13 protein-coding genes are annotated in these 18,454 nt (G+C 44.4%); 8 read left to right on the top strand and 5 right to left on the bottom strand.

Annotation, left to right across the window (positions count from 1 at the left end):
- Positions 1 to 36 precede the first annotated feature (36 nt).
- Positions 37 to 2,910, bottom strand: coding sequence for a class I adenylate cyclase (locus tag NKI27_RS01540; protein ID WP_265047942.1), 2,874 nt, complete (start codon positions 2,908 to 2,910; stop codon positions 37 to 39).
- 318 nt (positions 2,911 to 3,228) lie between these two features.
- On the opposite strand from NKI27_RS01540, the gene NKI27_RS01535 reads away from it, so the two are divergent.
- The gene (locus tag NKI27_RS01535; RefSeq protein ID WP_265047941.1) at positions 3,229 to 5,685 is read left to right on the top strand and encodes an EAL domain-containing protein; all 2,457 of its coding nucleotides are present in this window, start codon (positions 3,229 to 3,231) and stop codon (positions 5,683 to 5,685) included.
- Positions 5,686 to 5,727: 42 nt separating this feature from the next.
- On the opposite strand, the gene argH is transcribed toward NKI27_RS01535, so the two are convergent.
- Positions 5,728 to 7,128 carry an argininosuccinate lyase gene (gene argH / locus NKI27_RS01530; RefSeq protein WP_265047940.1) on the bottom strand — a complete coding sequence of 467 codons (1,401 nt, stop codon included), beginning with the start codon at positions 7,126 to 7,128 and terminating at the stop codon, positions 5,728 to 5,730.
- A gap of 186 nt (positions 7,129 to 7,314) precedes the next feature.
- Between argH and NKI27_RS01525 the strand changes: the two genes are divergently transcribed.
- From NKI27_RS01525 to NKI27_RS01500, 6 genes are all read left to right on the top strand, one after another.
- Positions 7,315 to 8,409, top strand: coding sequence for a sensor histidine kinase (locus NKI27_RS01525; protein WP_265047939.1), 1,095 nt, complete (start codon positions 7,315 to 7,317; stop codon positions 8,407 to 8,409).
- A 50-nt stretch (positions 8,410 to 8,459) separates the two neighbouring features.
- Positions 8,460 to 9,209 (top strand): LytR/AlgR family response regulator transcription factor, encoded by a 750-nt coding sequence (locus NKI27_RS01520; protein ID WP_265047938.1) that lies wholly within the window; start codon positions 8,460 to 8,462, stop codon positions 9,207 to 9,209.
- Between the two features lie 128 nt (positions 9,210 to 9,337).
- On the top strand, positions 9,338 to 10,273 hold the full coding sequence (gene hemC / locus NKI27_RS01515) for a hydroxymethylbilane synthase (protein WP_265047937.1): 936 nt from the start codon (positions 9,338 to 9,340) through the stop codon (positions 10,271 to 10,273).
- Positions 10,263 to 11,102, top strand: a complete 840-nt coding sequence (locus NKI27_RS01510) for a uroporphyrinogen-III synthase (protein ID WP_265047936.1) — start codon at positions 10,263 to 10,265, stop codon at positions 11,100 to 11,102. The genes hemC and NKI27_RS01510 overlap by 11 nt, the downstream gene beginning before the upstream one ends.
- Before the next feature lie 49 nt (positions 11,103 to 11,151).
- On the top strand, positions 11,152 to 12,285 hold the full coding sequence (locus tag NKI27_RS01505; RefSeq protein WP_265047935.1) for a uroporphyrinogen-III C-methyltransferase: 1,134 nt from the start codon (positions 11,152 to 11,154) through the stop codon (positions 12,283 to 12,285).
- The gene (locus NKI27_RS01500) at positions 12,282 to 13,520 is read left to right on the top strand and encodes a heme biosynthesis HemY N-terminal domain-containing protein (protein WP_265047934.1); all 1,239 of its coding nucleotides are present in this window, start codon (positions 12,282 to 12,284) and stop codon (positions 13,518 to 13,520) included. Before NKI27_RS01505 ends, NKI27_RS01500 begins: the two co-directional genes overlap by 4 nt.
- Positions 13,521 to 13,588: 68 nt before the next feature.
- Here the strand turns inward: NKI27_RS01500 and NKI27_RS01495 are convergent, their stop codons facing one another.
- From NKI27_RS01495 to rho, 3 genes are all read right to left on the bottom strand, one after another.
- The gene (locus tag NKI27_RS01495) at positions 13,589 to 14,596 is read right to left on the bottom strand and encodes a 2Fe-2S iron-sulfur cluster-binding protein (protein ID WP_265047933.1); all 1,008 of its coding nucleotides are present in this window, start codon (positions 14,594 to 14,596) and stop codon (positions 13,589 to 13,591) included.
- Positions 14,597 to 14,702: 106 nt separating this feature from the next.
- Entirely contained in the window at positions 14,703 to 16,172 is a 1,470-nt protein-coding gene (gene ubiD, locus NKI27_RS01490) for a 4-hydroxy-3-polyprenylbenzoate decarboxylase (RefSeq protein WP_265047932.1), read from the bottom strand.
- A gap of 198 nt (positions 16,173 to 16,370) precedes the next feature.
- On the bottom strand, positions 16,371 to 17,633 hold the full coding sequence (gene rho / locus NKI27_RS01485; protein WP_265047931.1) for a transcription termination factor Rho: 1,263 nt from the start codon (positions 17,631 to 17,633) through the stop codon (positions 16,371 to 16,373).
- Positions 17,634 to 17,984: 351 nt separating this feature from the next.
- On the opposite strand from rho, the gene NKI27_RS01480 reads away from it, so the two are divergent.
- Positions 17,985 to 18,419: a hypothetical protein gene (locus NKI27_RS01480; protein ID WP_265047930.1), complete on the top strand. Its 435-nt coding sequence runs from the start codon at positions 17,985 to 17,987 to the stop codon at positions 18,417 to 18,419.
- The last annotated feature ends 35 nt before the right edge of the window (positions 18,420 to 18,454 follow it).

Here is an 18,454-nt window from a genome sequence, read left to right as displayed (position 1 = left end):
ACTGCGGTAATGTGCAGCACAAAAGCCAAGCAAGAATTAACCCGCTAGCAACTGCAAAGCTTCATTCAACTTATCTTCTAAAGCTTTTTTATACTGTAAATATTGAACCGTCTGAAGACCCACCTGATAATCGCCTTGATCTAACCGTTGAGGCAATCCTAAATCTGTCAAATAGCAAGGGTAAGGCTCCCCGAGCGTTCGCTTTGAATGTATGTAATGGGCAACAGCAGGTATCAGCTGATCACCATACTCCAACACTGAAAACTCTTGCTCATCACAATAGATGTCAAATAATAATTCACCCACCCCGTCATAATTACCAATGGCCTGTACATCAACAAAAAAAGCGGTTGCATCAGTAAACAGCTGCTTTTTTTCCACCCGGTATTCTCTTTCGCCCTTACCCGCCTTAATCTCACAAAACTCCAGCACCAAATCTGCAAAAAAAGCATCGATGGATTGATGCATTTGCCGCCGTTCAAGTATTGATGTCAAGAAACGATAAAGCGGAATTAAAAGCGATTGATGACTATGATATGGTGTTGAGTAAGAAAACAACGAACCATATTCATCCACAATATAGAGATCGGCCTCCGTTTTTCTCACATAGAAAAATACTTGTATCGTGCCAGACCTTGATTTCTCAAAAACCAATTTCAGCTTTGGTTGATCAAGCAAGGCATACCGATCAACCACGATAGGGGCATAAGATGATTGAGGCTGCTCAAGATAGCGCATTAACAACGCCAAGTTATCATACCCTGTTAACCGAGGCTGTTGATTAACGAACTGAACCACAAAAAAACGATGGTCCATTTCGATGATATAGCGCACAGGTAAAATGCCCTTAGCACTAAAAAATGCATCAACAACATCTGTAAAAAGTATTTTAACTCGCTTCGCGATCGCTACAGCCCTATTAGGGCAGAAGCAACGCACGTCGAATCTGGGCATTGGGTGATCCCCTACTTCAACCAAGCTAGCCAGATAATGCTTAAGACACTGAATCAAGGTGTCACCCAACTCATACCGCTGAACAGATAGTTCGTGCCAACTATTGAGGCTGATTTGGTCTAATGTCGTCACCAAATTTTCCCGGAAAGCGCTATACCCTAGAGAATCATTTCGGTCACTCAACTTATGCACACCGCGAGCACTATGCTCCGCCATCGGGTCAACACCAACGTTTACAAACAACAGCGTATGAAGAGGAAAGTGATTCTGACGAAACTGCACCTGCGGAACCGGTGGTAATGGGTACGGTGTCAGCTGATTAAACGTATTAATAATATTCTGCAGCTCAAACATCGTCATTGTACTTTTGCCAGACACTAGACTCAGCCGCGTACCTTTACTGACAATACCATTGAAGTAACACCACGCAATCAGCTCAACAATACTCGTTGAGCGCTTTAAGACCGGATGAAACGCAACATCCGCAGCAGAGTCAAGCTCTCGGTAAAGTAGCCAACCATTAGCATCAGCAGACAGTGGCTGACTACTCTGATGATGAAATGCCAAATGATCTTCATGCAATGTAGGCGCTATACCTGAATTTATCAGTTCGACTTTACCCGCTTTTCGTTGAAAAACGGCATATAATTTACGCCCAAGAATAGCCATATCATCAGCATTAATATGTGCTTTTAGATGATGTGTTCTGGCAAACTGCGATAGAAACCGGTAGCTGTGAGTCAACTCGCTCACCACCGCTTTTCTTTCTTTAATAACTTGCGGAACACCCCATGTATTACGGTGATCTAACGTTTTTAACAGCGCCTCTGGCCACTGCCAGTCTTTCACCAACCGGGCCATGACATTCCGCTGCCATGAGGCATTTTTCGTTGCCGAATTGCGCGTTAAATTATTCCCGACCTTAAGATAAAAACTTCGGCGAATTAACTCTAATCGCTCCTGTTCGTCGCGCGACTTTAAATAACGCTCCAGTCGGCGATAGAGCATGACATAAGGGTCAAGATCATCAGCATCTAATTCATCATTATAAATGGCCTGCTTATACTCCAAGCTCAGGTTTAATTTGTCAGGCAGTTCTTGTGCATAAAGCTCTGTTAGTAACAGTTTAATCACCGATTTATATGGTGCATCAATACCTTTATATAGTTGCCACATGCCCGCACCCACAAACTCCTCTTTAGGGATATGAGCCAAACCACCAAAATCAATAACATCTGTTTCACGAATAAAGCGCTTTTGAGTTAGCAACTCAGCGAATTTGTCGTATTCATTTTCATCGCAAACCGGAATCAGCCACCACAGGGGGTAACAGCCTGCTAACAATACGCTAGTTCGATAAAACTCATCCAGTAGCAAAAAGTGCTGCGCCGAGCCGCTACTTTCCTTATCAACCCCTCCCAGTTGGCGCTGCCTAAAATGATTGGCATCCATTAAAAAGAAATGAATTTCTAAGCCCAGCTCATCCGCCCACTCAGTAATCAGGTCGGCTTTTCGTCTTAGTAATGCAAACTCATTTTTATTGAGCCCTGAACGATGACACAACCAGATATCAATATCACTGCCCTCTGACTGAGCAATGGTACCAATACTACCCATCATAAAAAGCGAGAGGATATCAGGCCGCAACCGTTTTTCAGCTTTATATTTAAAGGTTTTACTAAACCCCTGCGCTGCTCGCAAAATAAGCTTATCGGGTACATAATTAGCGACGCTGCGCGGCGTATCTCGCGAGACATATCCAGGGAGCAACGGGTGATTAACTTGAAAAAAAAGCGGCAGAAGATCCAGCGTCGCTTGATGCCTAAGAGGAAGCGCTTGCTGAGTTCGCTCAAGTCGACGTTGATTAATTAATAAAAAACGGTCTCGAATTATATTCAGCAGTTTACGATCCACACCCTCTCGATAATCGGGCTGAATAACCTTTTTTAGACCCATTGAGTTTTCATTTCCCGTTTGGCGTGATCGCCACAAATAAGACGATTAACGTTTTAACACCCTGCAATAGATACCATCGTCTAAACAATGAACTTTAGCGTAACATCTGGTATAAATAGCACCCAATAAAAATATTCGCAAATCATCATAGACAACCATCTCTTAGAGTATGGCTAAACCCATTAAAGATACGTATTAATGACAGACTACTGAGAGACTGCTCACAAAACGATCAAATATTCGAGAATTAACAGTGACGCCGCGTTGTTAAGCGTCTTTACTTTACCATGAGTTGTGCTTTTGGATAGGCAAGCAGATATGAATACAATGAAGAAGTATGAGATCAGCCGTATTCGTAACGATGATGATCTTGATGTTAGCGTAACCGAAGGCGATCAATCGGCCTCAGTTATTATTGATAACGGCAATAATATTGTACAAGTTTGCGCTCTCGCAGAGCGTTGGTTCGGCTATAAAAACCAAGACCTTGTTGGCGAGCACTTCAAAACGCTTGCAGCCTCAACCTTTGACTACCCAAAGCCTATTCAACAAGAAGAGATGATTCAGAACGAAAGGACTATCAGGGTAACCTTTCGACATAAAACAGGGTATTTCTTTCCCGGCACCATCACCATTAAAGACCTCGCTAACGATAATCAAGAGCTTTTTCAACACCCGATCACCCCTTGGTCTCACACCAATACTGAAGCGGCACAACACTTGTTGGGCGACACGTCGTTATCTGAACAATTTGAACTGGCGGGGAAGATGGGCGGCTGGCAACTTGATGTCGTCACCAACCAGGTCAGCTGGACTGATGGCGTATATTCCATCTTCGCTATCGATAAAAATGAAGCAATCACGCCAGAACACATTCTTTATTATTTTCACGATGAGCAACCTCGAATTCGAGCCGCGTTTCAACAGTGCTTAACTTCTGGCGAACCTTTTTCAATTGAAGCCTCGATGCTTAACGCCGAACAGCAAACCATCTGGGTTAAACTAACCGGCAAAGCTCACACCGTTAAAGACCAAATAACGCATCTTTCAGGCTCAATCCAAGATATCTCTGAATTGTACAACGCAAAAGCCAAACAAAATCAGTTAGGTGATTATTTAGCGGGTGTATTGGATAGCACCGAAGATTTAGTCTTGGCGCTTGATAACCAGTTAAACGTTATTACATTCAATAATGCCTATCAAAAACAGTTTAAAAGTATATTCGGTTTTTCAATTGCGGTTGGCGACGCCCTACCCGAGATACTCGAGGCCTACCCCAATGAACGTCGAATTTATCAACGCCTCTGGGAAAGAGCACTCGAAAGAGATCACTTTTGCGTAGAAATGCCTCTTGCACAACGAGAAGAGGATATTCCCATCTACGAGATGCGCTTCAGCCGTATCAACAACGCTCAGGGTGAGCGCCTAGGGGCTGCTCATATCGCACGAAATATTAACGACCGCATTAAAGACCAAGAAAAACTCAACTACCTAGCCAAGCACGACCCTTTAACGGGTACATTTAATCGCCGAGAGTTTCAAGTTCGACTCGCTCGGTGTTTAACCAATGCACAACAACGTGAGTCTACACACGCACTGCTGTATATGGAACTTGACCAGTTTAAGGAAGTAAGCGACCGTTGCGGGCATAGCGCAGGAGACGAGTTACTTCGCCAAATTAGCCGAATTATCAATGATAAAATACGACAGCGTGACGCTTTTGCTCGCATTGGGGGCGATGAGTTCGCCGCCATTCTTGAAAATTGCTCAACTCCAGAAGCTCACCGCGTAGCAGAAAATGTCCGCGATGCTATCGCCGCTTATATATTTGAATATGAAGAGCAACGCTTTAATGTCGGTGTTAGCATTGGCCTTGTTCCCATCACCGGCGAAAGCGAAAGTACAGAAGAACTCATAAGAATTGCCGATAGCACCCGCTATGCGGCAAAAGTGGCGGGTCGTAATCGCGTTCATAGCTACAATACTCACCGAGAACTCCGCAGAGTAGAGCTAAAGCAGTCAAAACAACAAATTCAGATGATCCAAAAAGCCGTTCGTGGCGGTGACAGCCTACAACTCAGCTACCAGCAAATAAGACCTGTTAACAGTGCTGTCTGGGGTGATTATTTTGAAGTACTCGCGCGCATCCAAGATACTGAAGGCAATCTAATTATGCCGGCTCAGTTCATCCATATTGCACAGCGATTCGATATCATAACAGCCTTTGATCAGGCGGTTATCTATAAGGTAATGCAGTGGTTGGCCCAACACAATGAGCTAGAACATAGACGAAAACTTTGCTCGATTAATATCGCCATTGAAAGCATGCTCGACCCTAAGTTACCTATATTTATCAAGCGACAACTGAATCAGTTTGGCGTTGAAGCCGAGACACTGTGCTTTGAACTCGATGAGCAATTTGTAGTGGAGCATTTCGCAGAAGCGAAAGCCTTTGCCGAAGCCATCAACGAACTGGGCTGTAAAACAGCGATAGATAACGTAGGTAAAACCAGCATCGGCTATCAATATTTAGCAGATATCCCTGCAAGCTATATTAAAATTGATGGTGCGCTCATTAAGTCAATGCATGACGACCCAGTCAAACAGGTCATCGTTGAAAGCATCCAAAAGATTGCCAACCTAACCGGCAAGCAAACCATCGCAGGTAACGTAGAAGACCACGGTACTTTAGGCGACATCCGCCGAATGGGGATTCACTTCGGACAAGGCTTTGGTATCTCTAAACCTAAGCCTTTAGATGAAATGGTAGCATAATTTTTGTGTAGGTCGGTCACCCCAACCTACACAAAAAGGCGCTTAGCGAGCCGCTAACATCTCTTTTGCCGCAGCAACTGCTTTTCGGACTTGTGCTGGAGCGGTTCCACCAATATGATTTCGGGCATTAACGGAACCTTCCAATGTCAGCACGTCAAACACATCATCAGCAATCACATCAGAGAATTTTTTCAGCTCTGCTAAACTCATTTCTGATAAATCTTTTTCATGCTCAACGCCATAAGCAACCGCTTTTCCGACCACCTCATGAGCGTCACGGAAAGGCATACCTTTAACAACTAAGTAATCGGCAAGGTCAGTCGCTGTAGAAAAGCCTCTACGAGCTGCTTCTTCCATGCTTTCCGCTTTAACTTGAATAGCCGGAACCATATCACCATACGCTTTTAAGCAACCTTTTAACGTATCGATTACATCAAACAGTGGCTCTTTGTCTTCTTGGTTGTCTTTGTTGTACGCCAAAGGTTGAGATTTCATCAACATCAATAACGAGATCAAATGCCCCGTTACACGGCCACTTTTACCGCGAACCAGCTCAGGAACATCCGGGTTTTTCTTCTGCGGCATAATGGATGAGCCCGTACAGAAACGATCGGGTAAATCAATAAAGTTAAACTGAGCAGACGCCCACAAGATCAATTCTTCTGAACTACGAGAAAGGTGACTCATCACCAAGCTCGCAAACGCACAGAACTCAATCGCAAAGTCACGGTCACTGACCGAATCAAGCGAGTTATTAGTCGGGCGCTCAAAACCAAGCAACTCTGCCGTTAAGTGGCGATCAATCGGGTAAGTGGTACCCGCCAAAGCTGCAGCCCCTAAAGGCATGATATTAACGCGCTTGCGACAATCCATTAAGCGTTCATAATCACGACTCATCATTTCAAACCACGCCATAATATGATGCCCAAAGGTAACAGGCTGAGCCGTTTGAAGGTGAGTAAAGCCAGGCATAATCGTATCTGCTTCACGCTCGGCCAACGCCAACATACCCTGCTGTAGGCGGGTAATTTCTAACGCGATGATATCAATTTCGTCTCTTAGATAAAGGCGAATATCTGTTGCGACCTGATCGTTACGCGAGCGACCGGTATGAAGTTTTTTACCGGTAATACCGATTTTATCAGTTAAGCGTGCTTCAATATTCATATGAACATCTTCAAGCGCTACTGACCACTCAAAGCGACCCTGCTCGATATCTTCTTGAACTTCTTTCAAGCCTTGAAGGATTGTATCGCGCTCTTGTTCGGTTAACACACCGACTTTTGCAAGCATCGTTGCGTGAGCAATTGAGCCCTGAATGTCGTGATAATAGAGCCGCTGATCAAAGTCTACAGAAGCGGTAAAGCGCTCTACAAATGCATCGGTCGGCTCGGTAAATCGTCCGCCCCAAGGTTTTTCAGTTGTCTGATTTTCGTTACTCATGCCTACTCTCTTTAATCGATGCCCGAAACACTGACGACCCACAAAACCTAACTGCAGACAAGGCGTGAACCTAGAGGCCTACAGGAAGAGTGAGTTGTGCTAAACTTTTAATGTTCGCAATATAAAATTTTAAAGGCTCGCAGTATACCACTTCGATTCTGTAACGGATAATCAGAACAACCTCAAATGAAAAACACCCCTATCGATAAACCCCACAATATTGAAAAAAACCAACTGAAAGAGGTGATAGAAGACCCCAATTCTGATTTCTTTCTACCCGACCTTTGTCGCGTTCAAGCGGTATTCTCGTTACTGATTGTCACCGAACTAGTCGCCTTATTATTTACCTTAGCCCACCCTAGCGCCAAGCTGATGGACTGGAACTATCTTGGGTTAATTTCGTTGTTTGGTCACTGGACGGTTCTTACCAGTGCCGCCGTGTTGTGTACAGCTAGGCCGATACTCGCAAAGCTTTCAATCAATGTTGCGGCAACCACTGCATTTATCATTATTCTCTTCATTACCATTATTTACAGTTTAGTGGCCGATCATTTTTTACGTCCGCAAAGCGACGGAGTAGTTGATACGTTATTCCTACTCAAAAACGTAGTTATAAGCGCGATTATTGGCGGCATCACACTGCGTTATTTTTATTTACAGCAGCAGTGGAAAAACCAACGACAAGCAGAACTACAGGCTCGTCTTGAAGCCCTTCAAGCACGAATTCGCCCCCACTTTTTGTTCAATAGTATGAATACCATCGCCAGTTTAATCGCGTCTAACCCCGATATAGCCGAAGAGGCCGTACTCGACTTATCTGAATTATTCAGAGCCACCCTCAACAACAAAAAGATGCTCATACCCTTGAGTGAAGAACTGGCGCTTTGCAAGCGATACCTTCATATTGAAGGCTTGAGGTTAAGCGGCAGGATGACCGTAGACTGGAAACTATCAAACTATGACGGTTCAGTCTTAATACCGCCATTAAGCTTACAACCCTTAGTGGAAAACGCCATTTATCATGGCATTCAGCCGAGAACCGATGGCGGAACGATCACCATTGAAAGTTATCGCAAAAAAAATACCGTTTATATTCTTGTTAGCAACCCATTTGATAGCGAGTTATCAGAATCTCATAAAAAAGGGAATAAGATTGCACTTGATAATATCCGTAGTCGCTTTGAGGCAATTTACGAGCAACAAGCGATCATGAAGACCAGCCAAATTGACGGCATATTTACAGTTACGCTGCGATTTCCAGTCCACCAGCATACACATTAATATTTATAGCTAAAGTTGAACCCACCAAACACGGCATAGGAATACAATAGGTGAAAGACAAAATACGGGTTTTAGTCGTCGATGATGAAGAGCTTGCCAGAGAGCGCTTGATTCGCTTAGTCAACGCCACAGACAACTATCAAGTTTGTGCTGAAGCCAGTAACGGTGAAGAAGCACTTACTGCCATACAGCAGTCTGACCCTGCGATTGTATTAATGGATATCCGCATGCCTGGTATGGATGGCTTAGCCGCTGCAGAACAAGTGGCGACGCTCGCAACACCGCCCGCTATTATTTTCTGCACCGCTTACGACGAGTACGCAATTTCAGCCTTTAAAGTGCAGGCAACGGACTATTTACTTAAACCGGTTAGGAAAGAAGCATTAGAAAAAGCATTGCAGCAAGCAGGAAAGCTCAATAAAGTTCAACTCAGTGAAGGGAGCCCTATTAGCCGCAACAACCAAACCACCCCCTACTTAGTTGCCAAAACATGGAAAGGCAGAGAGCTTATCGACCTGACCCATATATATTATTTTATGGCTGACCAAAAATATGTAACCGTTCACCACCAAAACGGTGAAACCGTTATAGATAACACCTTAAAAGAACTTGAAGCAGACTATGCTCCCCGCTTTCTTCGGACTCATAGAAACTCACTGGTCAATACCGTCTATATTGAGGCGCTCATTAGAGATAACGCCGGTCATTATAATGTGCGCTTAAAGAATAATGCCGGAGAAATACCCGTCAGCCGACGCCATACCGTCGATGTTAAAGCATGGATTGAATCTCAGATGTAAACATTCATACTTTCTTTTCAAGCCATTGCCATATATCAAGACATTTCGTACCAAAAAAGGTAGGCTTTTACACCAATACAGTTTATCCGTACTTTAAAGAACAACCCTTAAATATAAAGAAGCTAGTAATGACCATTTCTAAACTACGAATTGCAACCCGAAGAAGTGCGCTAGCCATGTGGCAGGCGGAACATATCAAAGCTCGTCTTGAAGAGCTTTACCCACAGCTAGAAGTCGAGTTACTGGGTATCGCGACTAAGGGTGATAAAATACTGGATGTGCCGTTAGCAAAAGTCGGAGGCAAAGGGCTGTTTGTAAAAGAGCTTGAAGCCGCCATGTTAGAAAACCTCGCAGACATTGCCGTTCACTCCATGAAAGACGTTCCTATGGAGTTCCCTGAGGGCTTAGGACTTGCGGTCATTACCGAGCGTGAAGACCCTACCGACGCATTTGTAAGTAACAAATACGCGAATATTGATGAGCTGCCTCAAGGCGCTATCGTGGGTACCTCTAGTCTTAGACGTCGCTGCCAAATTGGCGAACTTAGACCTGACCTTGAAATCAACTGGCTCAGGGGAAATGTTAATACGCGCTTAGCCAAGCTCGATAACGGTGAATATGATGCCATTATCCTAGCCTCATCAGGCCTTAAGCGCCTTGGCTTTAACGACCGAATCAAAAGCACGATTCCTGATACCGTCAGCTTACCCGCAGCTGGCCAAGGAGCATTAGGCATAGAGTGCCGTTTAGCAGACAAAGAAGTGATTGCGTTACTTCAGCCACTTATTCACAAGCCTAGCCAGACCTGTGTAGCGGCTGAGAGAGCGATGAACCGACGTCTCGAAGGCGGCTGCCAAGTACCCATTGGTGGCTATGCCACACTTGAAGGTGATCAACTGTTCGTTCGAGGTTTAGTCGGAGAGCCTGATGGCAGCCGAATTCTTCGAAGCGAAGTGAGAGGTCCAGCCGATCAAGCTGAACAACTAGGTATTGAACTCGCTGAAGCCTTGCTTGCTCAAGGGGCGGGAAAAATACTGGAGTCGGTCCACAACAGTGAGCAGTAAGACAAACCTTACTAATAGTAAAAAGAACACGCGCACCACCTTAAAAGGAGTGCGCGTTCTGATCGCCCGCCCACATGACCAGGGCAAAGCATTAACATCACAGCTCAAACAATTAGGCGCAGAGGTCATTCAATTCCCCACGATTGCAGTCGAATCCTCGCCTAGCAGCCAACCCCTTAAAAACTGTTTTTTAAACCTTGATCAATACAGCCACGTGATTGCTATCAGCGTTCATGCCGTTCGCTATGGCCTAGAATGGATTAACCAGTATTGGCCCCAGCTACCATTAAATATTCAATGGTATGGCGTCGGTGAAAAAACAGCTCAGGCGTTGAAAGACGCTGATATACCCGCTATTGCATCCGAGACAGGCTACGACAGCGAATCACTGCTAAACTTACCAGAACTAACAGAATTAGCGCATCAAAAAATACTGATTCTCAGAGGTGAAGGCGGACGCGAATTGTTAAAACAACAATTCGAGCAGCAAGGTGCCAAAGTAGACTATGCAAACTTATACCAGCGCAGCTGCCCAACCTATAGCGTTTCTGAAATAAACAACGCGCTAATAACATTTTCACCTGACATACTGATTACTTTGAGTGGCGAAACATTGCATAACCTTATAAAGATAAGCCAAAATAAGGATATAGCAATAGAGCAGCGTAATAGAATAATGGATAAATATGTTCTGGTGCCAAGCCAGCGTGTCGCCGATCAGGCTCGCTCATTAGGGTTCAGTAAGGTTTGGGTCCCTAAAGCACTAAATGAACAAGCACTTGTAGAATGCATTGAATCAAACTATGTTGCATTAAACGACATGTCATAAATCTAAAGCCATGTCATAGCCTCAAAAGCCAATAAAAATAGGATATGTAGTGACAAACGAAACCCAATCCCCGTTACCGGCCCCGGCTACCACTCCGGCTACCGCTCCAAAAAAAGTGAGGATGTGGCCTCTTTGGTTTGTCATCATCATTCTAATTGCAGCATTGGTCGGCTTATCGGCTTATGGTTGGGTGAGTATCAAAGAAGTCGACCAACTTAAATTTCAACTGTCACACATCGCAAAAGATGATGGCTCTCAGAGCCTAGCGCTAGAGCGCCTGCAAACGCAGACCAATAAGCACGGCACCGACCTGCTAACTCAAAGCAGAGCCGTTACCGATCAGATGGCTACCCTTCGCAGACAAATCGAACACAACGCACGCCAGCTCACTCAAGTAGGCGGCCAAAGCCGAACTGACTGGCTACTGGCTGAAGCAGAATATTTACTACGTCTAGCTAATCAGCGCCTTAATATGGAAAGAGACGCTGCTGGCGCCGAAGCCATTCTTAATGCAGCAAACACAGTATTAGCTGAATCAGATGACCCTGGCTTGTATGTTATTCGCCAACAATTGAGCAAAGATATCCTATCGCTACAGCGAGTATCGAAAGTTGACCGTGAAGGAATATACCTAAAACTCGAAGCGCTGATAGACCTTATCAACAAGCTCGATCAAAGCCATTACCAAACACTTCACAATAATGAAGTCGACGCCGACCTTGCCAGTACAGAAGAAGAGACTGAGCTCGCCACAAGTGATGGCCAATTTACTCGCATGCTAAAGCAAGCACTTAATGAACTAAAACAACTGGTTATTATCCGCCGCCTTGACGAACCCGTTCAACCCTTGCTGGCGCCAGACCAAATCTACTACCTACAGCAAAACTTGCGCCTAATGATTGAGCAAGCCGAACTGGCGTTATTAGATCGTAATCAGCCTATGTTTATCCAGAGTCTGACAAAAGCCGAAGAATGGATTACTACTTATTTTTCTCAAAACAAAGATGACACAACGTTACTACTGAGCACGCTAAGCAGCCTTAAAGAGCAGCCAATAGACCCTGAACTACCGGATGTATCTCAATCGCTTCAGCTACTAAAAAAACGTGTTGCCCTACTCTATCGCCAACATCAATTACCGTCAGCGAACACCGAAAATACTGATGGAGCCACAGCCCAATGAGAATGCTCTTTCTGTTAATACTCATAATGCTTGCAGCGTCTGTTGCGCTTACGACAATGGTATCGATAGACGCGGGTTACGTACGCATCAGCTGGGGCAATTACTTGCTAGAAACGAGCGTCTGGGTTGCATTAGCCGCTATTATTTTGTTAATAACCGCGCTAAGTGTTGTATCTAGAAGCTGGCGCGGGGTTAAGTCATCTACCGGAGGCGTGAGCAATTGGTTTTTGTCCTCAAGCAGCCAGCGAGCAAGAAAAAAGACCACACGCGGCCTTTTAGAATTAGCCGAAGGCAACTGGAAACGGGCTCAAAAGCATCTATCAGCAGCAGCACCGAAGGCAGAAACACCGCTCATCAATTACCTCGCCGCTGCACAAGCCGCATTTGAGCAAGGCAACGAGAAAGACACCGAAGAACTGCTAAGAAAAGCCTATGAAAGCACCCCCGGTTCTGACCTAGCAGTAGGCATTACACAGGCACAACTTCAGCTAGGTAGCCATCAACTGGAACAATGCCTTGCGACACTGTTACGCCTTAGAAAACAAGCACCTCAGCACCCATTTATTCTTAAATTACTAAAGAATGTCTATTTTAAGCTAGAAGACTGGCACCAGTTAAGCGTTTTGATTCCCGAGCTACGCCGTCAGCGAATAGCCGAAACGCATGAACTCGATGTACTAGAGAGAGAAACTTGGGTTAACTTACTCGCCCATACCGCCGATGAAATTCGCAGACAGTCGGGGAGCAGTCAGAACATCGAACAACTCAACCAACACTGGGATAGATTGCCAGGCTCTATGCGTCGAGATGAAACCATTATCCATGCTTATGCAGAGCATCTATCTAACTTAGGCCAACAGGCTCAAGCAGAGACACTTCTACGTAAAGTTTTAAGAAATCATTGGAGTGACTTGCTGATTGACCTATACGGAAGAGTCTGTGGAAACAGCCCAGAAGAACAGCTTTTAATCGCCGAAAACTGGCTAAAAGAACGCCCTAATAATGAAACATTGCTGCTCGCGCTTGGAAGACTAAGCTTACGTAATCAGCTATGGGGAAAGGCAAAAGAGTATTTCAAAGCCAGTCACCGCATCAAGAAAACCCCTCAAACTTACGGGGAGCTATGCAGGTTAACCGCCCACCTCGAAGAGCACCAGCTCAGCAGTGAGTATTTTGTACAAGGCATAATGGAATTAGTGGGACTACCTGAATTACCTCAACCCGAGAAACGATAGCGGTTATTCGTTCGGTAGCACCCTAGCCTTGATGAAAGAAGGTACGACTGGAATCAGGGGTGGTTGAGCTATCGAGGTGCATACTCCAGTACATCTGAATGAAAGTTTTCTGCAGGCATCCCTTTTTCCAGAAACGCATCCATCGTCGCATACACCATGCCTGGTGAACCACTGGCAAATACTTGGCATTCTTTCAAATCATGGCCATCTTTTAGCACGGTATTAAATAGCTGCTCATGGTGACCCGGCCACTCATTATCTTCAGTGTCTCCGCTAATAGTACGGCAGCTGAAGTTAGCATACGTTTTTTTCCACTCTTCAGGCTTATCTAGCATGTAGATATCATTTGCCTGTCGCCCACCCCAGTACAATGATATTTTCTGCTCAGGGTTTACCGAAAGCGCTTGCTCAATGATGCTTTGCATCTGGGCAAACCCTGTTCCAGCGGCAATAAGTAGTAACGGCTGATCAACTGGTTCAACTAAACAAGCCTTACCAAAAGGCAACTGAACCTTAACCACCGAGTGTGTTTTTATGAAATTAATAACCGCAGACGCAGACTCCCACCCTTCCGCAGCCTGAACATGCAGTTCAATATTCCTGTTTGCTGGCTCATCAGGTTGTGTAGGCACACTGGCAATTGAGAAAAATGAAGGGTCTCTTCCATCCATTAAAACAGATAAGTATTGCCCGGCATAAAATTCAACTCGCTTGCCTGCTGGCGGCCTAAGCACGACACGATAAACATCGTGATTTAACTCTTCAATTGCTTCAACCTGACAGGCAAATGTTTTCAATGCAATTTCTCCTGGCTTTAACACACCATTAATTTCTATATCACAATCAGTTTCAGGAACTGCCTTGCAAAGCATTAATTCTTTATTGACGGCCTCGACCTTAATGCCATTAGGCAATGCACATCGACCCAATAAAAGCGTACCCTGACAGATGTGGCAAACACCGTTTTCACAACTCACAGGAAAGCGAATGCCCTGCCTAAATGCAGCATCAAAAACAGTTTCTCCCGTTAAACACTCAAACTCAATATCACGGGGCAACAACCTAACTAAAGACATAAAATACAATCTAACAAATAGAAGAGGCGGGATTAAGCGTCAATTTATGCGCATTTTAACAGAAACCTATATACCCGACAATTTTAGTCGGGTATATAGCGTATTGTTACTCACTTATACCTAAAATCGACCACATCTCATCAACACGCTGCTTAACAGCGGCATCCATTTCAATCGGCTCACCCCACTCTCTGGTTGTTTCGCCAGGCCATTTATTGGTTGCATCAAGCCCCATTTTTGAGCCTAAGCCCGACACAGGCGATGCAAAATCAAGATAATCAATCGGTGTATTTTCGATCAACGTCGTATCACGAGCTGGGTCCATTCTGGTGGTGATAGCCCAAATAACATCATTCCAGTCTCGGGCATTCACATCATCATCAGTAACAATAACGAACTTGGTGTACATAAATTGACGAAGAAATGACCAAACCCCCATCATCACACGCTTGGCATGTCCTGGGTATTGCTTCTTCATCGTCACAACCGCCATTCGGTAAGAGCAACCTTCGGGCGGTAAATAAAAGTCGACTATTTCAGGAAACTGTTTTTGTAATATCGGTATAAACACCTCATTCAGTGCGACACCTAATATTGCTGGCTCATCAGGTGGCCGACCCGTATAGGTACTATGGTATATCGGGTTCTTACGGTGAGTGATTTTTTCCACCGTAAAGACCGGAAACTCTTCAACCTCATTGTAATAACCCGTATGGTCACCAAATGGGCCTTCTGGCGCGAGCTCACCGGGATATATAAAGCCTTCAAGAATAATTTCCGCACTTGCCGGCACCTGCAAATCACTTAACTTAGCGGATACCACTTCGGTTTTTGAGCCTCGCAAAAGACCAGCAAACGCATACTCTGAAAGCGTATCGGGAACTGGCGTAACCGCCCCTAAAATAGTTGCGGGGTCTGCACCCAGCGCTACCGCCACAGGAAACGGTTTATCAGGTGTTGCTTGTACCCACTCTCGATAATCCAAAGCCCCGCCACGGTGAGAAAGCCAGCGCATAATAAGCTTATTTCTACCGATTAATTGTTGTCGATAGATACCCAAGTTCTGCCGTTCTTTTTCAGGTCCGCGAGTAATCACTAATGGCCAAGTTACTAGCGGGCCTGCATCTCCAGGCCAGCAGGTTTGAATCGGTATTTTATAAAGGTCTACGTCATCCTTCTCTATCACCACTTGCTGACAGGCTGCCGAACGGACTTCTTTAGGGCCCATATTCAGCACCTGCTTAAAAGCCGGTAGCTTTTGCCAGACATCTTTAAAACCCTTTGGTGGTTCAGGCTCTTTTAGAAACGCCAGCAATTTACCCACTTCGCGCAGTGCAGTAACGTCATTCTCCCCCATACCCATTGCCACACGCTTGGGCGTACCAAACAGATTGCCTAGCACTGGCATATCAAACCCTTTGGGGTTTTCAAATAACAGTGCAGGCCCACCTTGTCGCAAGGTACGGTCGCAAATTTCTGTCATTTCTAGGTAAGGGTCAACTTCCACCGTAATACGCTTGAGCTCACCTTCTTTTTCAAGCTTATTAATAAAGTCACGTAGGTCGCTATATTTCATCAGTTCTACCCGCGTCTAACGGTTTTAGGTTATTAAGCATCGCTAAGATGGCACATTTATAAAAAATTGTATTCTAAAGCTAACACCAGCCCATGAAAAAGGCCGGTGTTTGAAGCTGATTCCTATTTAATAACCATTAGGATTCAGGCAATAAACAACCAGCCTTTTCACGTTATGTCTTTGCCAGACGCTTGCGTCTTAGCGCTTCTTCATAGACAAAAAGAATTCTTCGTTAGTCTTGGTTTCTTTCAACTTATCTAATAAGAATTCAATCGCGCCTACATCATCATCCATTGAGTGTAATAGCTTACGAAGAATCCAGACACGTTGAAGGTCACCTTCTGTCATCAACAAGTCTTCACGGCGAGTACCTGATCGACGAATATTAATCGCTGGGTAAACACGTTTTTCTGCGGCCTTTCGATCCAAGTGAATCTCTTGGTTACCGGTTCCTTTAAATTCTTCAAAGATAACTTCGTCCATCTTTGAGCCGGTATCAACGAGAGTGGTCGCTAAAATCGTTAAACTTCCACCTTCTTCAACATTACGAGCAGCACCAAAGAAACGTTTTGGACGCTCTAGTGCGTGAGCATCAACACCACCGGTCAACACTTTACCAGAAGAAGGAATAATCGTGTTGTATGCACGTGCTAGACGAGTAATCGAATCTAGCAAGATAATGACATCTTTTTTGTGCTCAACCAAGCGCTTAGCTTTTTCGATAACCATTTCAGCCACTTGAACGTGACGTGACGGTGGCTCATCAAAAGTACTCGCGATTACTTCACCTCTAACAGAGCGCTGCATTTCGGTTACTTCTTCTGGTCGCTCATCAATCAGCAGTACCATCAGATGGCATTCAGGGTTATTACGCACAATAGACTGCGCAATATTCTGCATCATCAGTGTTTTACCTGCTTTTGGAGGCGATACGATCAGTCCGCGTTGCCCCTTACCAATAGGCGCTACCAAATCAACGACGCGTGAAGAAAGATCTTCTGTACTGCCGTTACCGACTTCTAAAACCAGTCGGTCAGTAGGGAATAATGGGGTAAGGTTTTCAAAAAGGATTTTATTACGGGAGTTTTCAGGCTTATCGAGGTTTATTTCACTGACTTTTAGTAGCGCAAAATAGCGCTCGCCGTCTTTGGGTGGTCTGATTTTACCTGCTACGGTATCACCCGTTCGAAGGTTAAACCGGCGGATTTGGCTGGGTGACACATAAATGTCATCAGGCCCTGCTAAGTAGGAGCCCTCTGCTGATCGCAGAAAACCAAACCCATCTTGAAGAATTTCTAAGACGCCATCGCCATAGATATCTTCGCCGCCCTTGGCATGTCGTTTAAGTATAGTGAAAATTACATCTTGTTTACGGGACCTTGCTAGGTTGTCGAGCCCCATTTCAGCAGCGATGTTTAAAAGCTCAGGTACGGGTTTTTTCTTAAGTTCGGAAAGATTCATAGTTTAGTAGGCTATAGAGATAGAAGAGAGTTTGATTTGAAGGAATTTCAGATAATTTTTTCGATTTATTTATAATTACTTTCATCTGAGATGAAGGAAGAAAGCTGTAACCCCAATGGGTTTTAGCTAAAGATAGACCGAATTATAACAATAATCCAGAAAATTACTATTTTTTATTGCCTGAGTACTCATTATCGTTTATGTCCAGACCCTATATTCACATGTTCAATAAACCTTAACACATTCATATAAGGGTAATTACTACGGTTTGCTATGTAAAACTACGACTATTTATCTACCGTCTCTCCTAAGATAATTTCAATCAAGCAGTGTATAAATAGGAGTAACGCCATGCACGTCAACAGCTCAAATTTTGCGAGGACTTACCAGTCAATCAAACAAACTCAGCAAATCAATGAAAAACTCACCGCTCTAACAACCGAACAAAAAAGCAAACAACACCTTGTACAAAGTGAACCTACACAGAACAAAAGTGCCGTTATAGTCAATATCGTTGACTATAAGCAAACTCAGCACAATCTTGATACTTATATTCAGTCATATCAAAATGCAGCTAACACGAATAGCAACACTCACGCTAGCGAGCCCTCCTATCAGGAAATTCAAGATATCAATCAAACTATATCACGCCATAACGCCGCGAGTAGTCGCCAATTACGTGATTTAATCGAACAAGTCCAGGCATTACCAATACCAACACCTTATTACCAAGTTGAGCCAAAAAATCTTATTCAAACAGGGTCAATGATTAACACGTTCGCATAAAATACAAGAGGTATTCCTGTCAAAAGCTAACAAGC

The sequence above is a fragment of the Alkalimarinus alittae genome, assembly GCF_026016465.1.
Taxonomy (GTDB): domain Bacteria; phylum Pseudomonadota; class Gammaproteobacteria; order Pseudomonadales; family Oleiphilaceae; genus Alkalimarinus; species Alkalimarinus alittae.
Note: the sequence above shows the minus strand (reverse complement) of the source record. Positions and strands in the feature narration are given on the sequence as shown.